Annotated in this window: 6 protein-coding genes; all 6 read left to right on the top strand. The window is 70.0% G+C overall.

What is annotated here, in order from left to right; genetic code table 11:
- Positions 1-83: 83 nt before the first annotated feature.
- Positions 84-647, top strand: coding sequence for an ATP synthase F0 subunit B (locus tag IBX62_09875; protein ID MBE0477393.1), 564 nt, complete (start codon positions 84-86; stop codon positions 645-647).
- Between the two features lie 200 nt (positions 648-847).
- On the top strand, positions 848-2,602 hold the full coding sequence (locus IBX62_09870; protein ID MBE0477392.1) for a F0F1 ATP synthase subunit alpha: 1,755 nt from the start codon (positions 848-850) through the stop codon (positions 2,600-2,602).
- Positions 2,603-2,606: 4 nt separating this feature from the next.
- Positions 2,607-3,653: a F0F1 ATP synthase subunit gamma gene (locus IBX62_09865; GenBank protein MBE0477391.1), complete on the top strand. Its 1,047-nt coding sequence runs from the start codon at positions 2,607-2,609 to the stop codon at positions 3,651-3,653.
- Between the two features lie 113 nt (positions 3,654-3,766).
- On the top strand, positions 3,767-5,248 hold the full coding sequence (atpD, locus tag IBX62_09860; GenBank protein ID MBE0477390.1) for a F0F1 ATP synthase subunit beta: 1,482 nt from the start codon (positions 3,767-3,769) through the stop codon (positions 5,246-5,248).
- Positions 5,249-5,260: 12 nt separating this feature from the next.
- Positions 5,261-5,584 (top strand): hypothetical protein, encoded by a 324-nt coding sequence (locus IBX62_09855; GenBank protein ID MBE0477389.1) that lies wholly within the window; start codon positions 5,261-5,263, stop codon positions 5,582-5,584.
- A gap of 104 nt (positions 5,585-5,688) precedes the next feature.
- Positions 5,689-6,111 carry a hypothetical protein gene (locus tag IBX62_09850; protein ID MBE0477388.1) on the top strand — a complete coding sequence of 141 codons (423 nt, stop codon included), beginning with the start codon at positions 5,689-5,691 and terminating at the stop codon, positions 6,109-6,111.
- Positions 6,112-6,136 lie beyond the last annotated feature (25 nt).

Genomic DNA, 6,136 nt, shown 5'->3' with positions numbered 1-6,136 from the left:
TCGGCGGCGTCGACCCCGTGACCGTCGAGACGGCCGTCGACAAGCTCATCGCCAAACGGGTCCAGTGAGCGGGGGTGGTACGCGTGGAAGAGCTCATCAGTGAAGCACTCCACGAGACGGTCGGACGACCGCTGATCTTCGGTGTCGAGCTCGTGCAGTTCGGTGTTCTCGTGCTGCTCGTCAAATGGGTGGCGGTCCGTTTCAGGAAGAAGCCCGGCGTCGTGGTGAACATGCTCGCCGAGCGCCGTGAGCGCATCGGGGTGCAGCTGCGGCAGGCGGCCGAGTCGGAAGCCTACCTCGCGAACGCGACCGAGCGCTCCGAGACGGCCCTCGGCGATGCGCGCAAGGAGGCCGAGCGGCTGGTGGCTGAGGCGCGGGAGGCGGCCCAGCACGAGGTCGCGACCGTCGTGATGGCCGCGCACGAGGAAGCCGAGCGGATGAAGGCGCACACGAAGGAGACGCTGGACAACGAACTCGAGGAGATGCTCGGGGACGTGCGCGACCAACTCGTCGAGCTCGTCACGCGTGCGACGCGCCAGATCCTCAACGAGGGACTGTCCCCGGCAGAGCAGCGCGTGCTGATCCAGAAGTCGATCCTCGCCGGCGTGGAGCCGCCGGCCGGCGCGGCCGCCGAGGTGTCGCCGTGAGCGCGGAGGAGGCCGGCGAGCGCCCCGGGGCCGGGCGGAACACGGTTCCGCTCGAGCATGCCTTCGACGGGTTCGAGGGATGCAACCTCGTGCTGTACTCGAAGGTCTACCTGGACGATCTGGTCCTCTCGGCGGTGACGGACCGGCTCAGCCAGGTCGCGGGTCGCAGGGTGTTCGTCGAGCTCAAGGTGAACCCGCACATGGACGCGGGAGCGATCCTGCACATCGGCGAGGACCGCCGCATCGTGCTCGACGCGCGGTACCGCTGGCTGAGCGACCTGCAGCGCTCGGTGACGGAGCGCCGGGAGGCGGGAGAACTCGCGGGCGGCGACGACACCTACCGCTTCCTGCGCAAGATCCTGTCGGACACCAGCCCCGAGCTGCAGGTCGAGGAGCTGCTCGACACCGGCAGCGTGCTGGAGGTCGGCGACGGGGTGGCGGTGGTCTCGGGCCTCAAGAGCGCGGGCTCTCAGGAGCTCGTGGAGTTCGAGAGCGGGGTCTTCGGCCTCGCCTTCAGCCTCCACCGCGACAAGGTGGGGTGCATCCTGCTGGGCGCGGAGGAGGACATCCGCGAGGGCAGCGAGGTGGTGCGCACGGGGCACCTCCTGAAGGTCCCCGTCGGAGAGATGGTGGCCGGCAGGATCGTCAACTCGCTGGGGCAGCCCATCGACGGCAAGGGGCCGATCGCCGCGCGCACGTACGCCCCCGTCGAGCGCAAGGCCCCAGGCGTCATCGATCGGATGCCCGTGTCCGAGCCGCTGCATACAGGTATCAAGGTGCTGGACTCGCTGGTGCCGCTGGGCAGGGGGCAGCGCGAGCTGATCATCGGCGACCGCAAGATCGGCAAGACCACGGCCGCGGTCGACACGATCCTCAGCCAGAAGGGCGGCGACGTCTTCTGCGTCTACGCCTCCATCGGGCAGAAGTCCTCCTCGGTGGCCAGGGTGGTCGAGGTCCTGACGCAGTACGGGGCCATGGACTACACGTGCGTGGTCGTGGCGCTACCCAACGAGCAGCCCGCGTTCCGGCACCTGACGCCGTACACGGCGTGCGCGATCGGCGAGTACTTCATGGACCGGGGCAAGCACGCGCTGGTCGTCTACGACGACCTGTCGAAGCACGCCTACACGTACCGCGAGGTCTCGGCGTTGCTGAAGCGCCCCATCGGGCGCGAGGCGTACCCGGGCGACATCTTCTACGTGCACTCGCGCCTGCTGGAACGCGCGGCCCGGATGTCCGACGAGCACGGGGGCGGCTCGCTGACGGCGCTGCCCATCGTCGAGACGCTCGCCGGAGACATCTCGGCGTTCATCCCCACGAACGTCGTCTCGATCTGCGACGGCCAGATCTTCCTGGACGCGGGGCTCTTCAACGAGGGTTTCCGCCCCGCGATGGACGTCGGCCTGTCCGTCAGCCGCGTGGGCGGTTCGGCGCAGACCAAGGCGATGAAGCAGGTCGCCGGGAGGCTGCGCATCGACCTCGCGCAGTACCAGGAGATGGCGCAGTTCGTGAAGTTCGGCGCCGAGGTCGACGCCGCGACGCTGGGCCAGCTCGCGCGAGGAGAGCGCGGCCGGGAGCTGCTCAAGCAGGATCAGCACGCGCCGATGCCCGGCGAGCACGAGGTGGTCGTGCTGTTCGCGGTCGTGAACGGGTTCCTCGACGACATCCCCACCGAGGACCTCCCGCGGCTGCAGGCGGAACTCATCCGCTTCTGCCAGCTCCGGCACCCGCAGATGTTGGAACGGCTGCGGCAGGAGAAGGCGCTGGACCGCCTGCTCGAGGACGAGTTGCGGCAAGCGGTCTTCGCCTTCAAGGACAGCTTCGCTCCGGCCGCCGAGGGCGGCGAGGACGAGAGCGATGTGGAGGACGTCTTCGAGGAGACGGGCGAGGACCGGACGGCCGAGGATGCAGCGCCTGCCGAAGCGGTCGCCGCAGGCACGGAGGAGGCGCCGTAGAGCCGTGCAGAAGCTCGTCGAGGTCCGAAAGCGGATGGACACCGTCCGCAACATACAGAGCATCACGCGCGCGCTGGCCACGGTGTCTTCCGCGAAGCTCTCGAGAACGCGCGCGCGAGCGGCCGGCATGCGCCTCTACGTGCAGCGGATGCGCGACGTGCTGCAGCGGCAGCAGGCCGAGGCGGCGGCGAAGGGGGTCGACCTCACGCCGCTGTCGCCCTTCATGCAGCCCAGACCCGCGGTGAGACGCGTCGTGCTCGTGCACTTCGCGGGTGACCGGGGCATGTGCGGCAGCTACAACATGGCGGTGAACCGCACCGCCTGGCGCTTCATCACCCGGCAGCAGGAGGCCGGTCGCGAGGTCCGGGTCTTCGTCAAGGGCCTCCGCGGCGAGCGCTACTTGAGGAAGAAGACGGCCGGGTGCGAGATCTCGCTCCTGCCGGCGTGGCGCCGGGCGGGCGTGACGACGGACGACGTGGCCGAGATCTACGACATGGTCACCGAGATGTTCCTCTCCGGCGAGGCCGACGAGATCCACTGCTGCTACACGCAGTTCTTCTCGCCGCTGAGGCGCGTGCCGCGGGTCGTGCGGCTGCTGCCGGTCGCCGCGGAGGACCTGCCGGCCGCCGCCACGCCCGCCGGCTCGGCCGGCGGCGCGGGCGTCCTGGATGCGCCGAAGACGGAAGGGCCGTCGGGAGAGGCGACGCCGGCGACGGCAGCCTCGCATCGCGCCGAGGGCGGCCGCGAGCCGGACGGCTGGCACTACGAGCCGAGCTTCGAGGCCATCGTGGCGGAGCTCATCTCGTTGTTCGTGTGCGTCCAGGTGGAGGACGTCCTGCTCGAGTCGTACGCGAGCGAGCAGGGGGCCCGGATGATCACCATGGAGGAGGCGAGCGAGCGCGCGGACAAGACGCTCGCGGACCTCGGCGTGAAGTACAACCGGCTGCGCCGCGAGGTCATCACCATCGACCTTCTCGGCGTGCTGTTCGCCTCGAAGATGCGCGCCGAGGAGGAAGCCGCCGGCACGGGCGGGGCGGCACGGTCGCGCTGAGGCGGTGAAGGGGGGTCGCGATGGGCAAGCGCAGCGGCAACGGCGACGAGCCGAAGCGTCGCGAGGACGCGGTCCGCGAGGCCGAGGCCGCCGCGGCGGCGCTCGCCGAGGAGATGACGCGGCAGGTCTTCGAGCGCATCGTCGAGGAGATCGAGCGTGAAGCGAGCGAGGGGACGGTCGTCCAGGTCATGGGCCCCGTGGTCGATGTCGCCTTCGGCGGTGAGATGCCCGCGATAGGCGACCTGCTCAGGGTCGGCGACAAGGACACCGGGTTGCCGCTCGAAGCGGTCCAGCTCCTCGGGGAGGGAACGATACGGGCGATCGCGTTGGACTCCACCGACGGGCTGCGCCGCAACATGCGGGTGTTCGATCTGGACAGGCCCATCTCGGTGCCCGTGGGGCCCGGGATATGCGGCCGTATGTTCAACGTGCTGGGCGAGCCGATCGACGGACGGGGCGCGGTGAACGCGGTCAAGCTGCAGGCGATCCACAAGCCGCCGACGCCCTACTCCAAGATCAAGACGTTCAGCGCCGTGTTCGAGACCGGGCTCAAAGCGATCGACCTGCTCACCCCCTTCCCCAGGGGCGGGAAGATCGCGTTGTTCGGCGGCGCGGGCGTGGGCAAGACGGTCGTGATCATGGAGCTGATCCGCAACGTCGGACTGGAGCACAAGGGCGTCAGCGTCTTCGGCGGGATCGGGGAGCGGACCCGGGAGGGCAACGACCTGTGGCTGGAGATGCAGGAGACCGGCGTGCTCGAGCGGGCGGTGCTCTACTTCGGCCAGATGAACGAGCCTCCCGGCGCGCGCTTCCGCATCGCACACTCCGCGCTCACGGCCGCCGAGTACTTCCGCGACGAGGAGAAGCGCGACGTCCTGCTCTTCTTCGACAACATCTACCGCTACATCCAGGCCGGCCTCGAGGTCTCGCTGCTGAGGGCGCGCATACCGTCGGAGGTCGGCTACCAGCCTACGCTGTTCACCGAGATCGGGACGCTGCAGGAGCGAATCGCGTCGACCGACGACGGCGCGATCACGAGCGTGCAGGCGGTGTACGTGCCGGCCGACGACCTCGCCGACCCCGGTCCGGCGGCAGTCTTCTCGCACCTGGACGCGACCGTCGTGCTCTCGCGACGCATCGTGGAGCAGGGCATCTACCCCGCCGTCGACCCGCTGACGTCGACCTCGCAGATCCTGGAGCCGTGGGTCGTCGGGGAGGAGCACGTCAGGGTCGCCGGACGCGCGAAGGGCTACCTGCAGCGCTACGGCGCGTTGCAGGACCTGATCGCGATCCTGGGCGTCGAGGAGCTCTCCGAGGAGGACAAGGTCGTGGTCACCCGTGCCAGGCGGCTCCAGAAGTTCCTCTCGCAGCCGTTCTTCGTCGCCGAGCAGTACACCGGTATCCCTGGCCGCTACGTCACCATCGCCGAGACGATACGGGGGTTCAGGGAGATATGCGACGGCCTGCACGACAACGTCCCCGAGCAGGCGTTCTACATGGTGGGCACGATCGACGAGGCACTCGAGAAGGCCGAGACGCTGGCTCCCCGGCCCGACGAGCCCGCGCCGGTCGGAGCCGAGGCCGAGGCGGTGTAGGGGGGAGGCGCGATGGGCGCTCTTCAGCTCGAGGTCGTCACGCCGCTCGGCGTGGCGCTGCGGCGGAGCGGCCTGGACAAAGTGGTCGTGCGCCGCCGGGAACCGCGCTTCGACCAAGGCAGCCAGATCGTCGTGCTGCCCGGTCACGCGCCGACCCTGGTGCGTGTGGCCGGTCACGACCTCCGGTACGAGGACCACGGCGAGACCCGCAGGATGCGCGTCGGCGCCGGCTTCGCCGAGATACGCGACGACCGCGTCACGCTGATCGTCCCGGAAGCCCAGCCCCTTGCTCCGGTGCGCGGTAGAGGAGACCCCTGGGGCGCGCGCCCGTCCTGAGGGCTCCCTCCCAGGAACCTAAAGGCGTGTCAGCCCGTTACCGATGGGAGAAGCGGGGAAGGAAAGCCACCCCACCTCACCCCATCGTAGCGGGAGGTGCGACGGTGAAGCGGCCCATCGCTCTGGTGACGGTCATGTGGGTGCTGACCGGCGGGTTCCTCGGCTCTCAGGCCCTGCACGGCGGCACGGGCCACCCCACCGCCAACCCCGGCCAGGTCGTCCTGCTCCTGATGGTCTGGATGTCGATACCGCTCGTCGCGGCGTTCCTGCGATTCGCGGTCGCGCCCGCCGAGCTCGCCTCGATCCGGACCGCCGCCGGCGAGGAGGCGGCGCGCGAGCGGGCCGCGTCGCTCGCCGAGGCGTCGTGGTACCTGCTCGGTCTGATGCCCTACTGCTCGCTACTCGCCTTCTCGCTCACCGGCTGGCCTGCCGGAGCGGCGGCGCTGTGGGCCGGCGGCTTCGCGTCGATGCTGCTGCTCGCGCCCGACCCGGCCGCGTTCGAGAGGCAGCTGGCGGGGTCGCGATGAGGCGCGATCCCGCGGCGCGGGTCGT

It is taken from the genome of Coriobacteriia bacterium, assembly GCA_014859305.1.
GTDB lineage: Bacteria > Actinomycetota > Coriobacteriia > Anaerosomatales > Kmv31 > Kmv31.
This window is presented reverse-complemented; position numbering and strand designations above follow the sequence as displayed.

Excerpts from the sequence above, each read along its gene's own strand:
- IBX62_09870 (MBE0477392.1), top strand. The coding sequence starts at position 848 with ATGGACGCGGGAGCGATCCTGCACATCGGCGAGGACCGCCGCATCGTG.
- atpD (MBE0477390.1), top strand. The coding sequence starts at position 3,767 with ATGACGCGGCAGGTCTTCGAGCGCATCGTCGAGGAGATCGAGCGTGAA.
- IBX62_09855 (MBE0477389.1), top strand. The coding sequence starts at position 5,261 with ATGGGCGCTCTTCAGCTCGAGGTCGTCACGCCGCTCGGCGTGGCGCTG.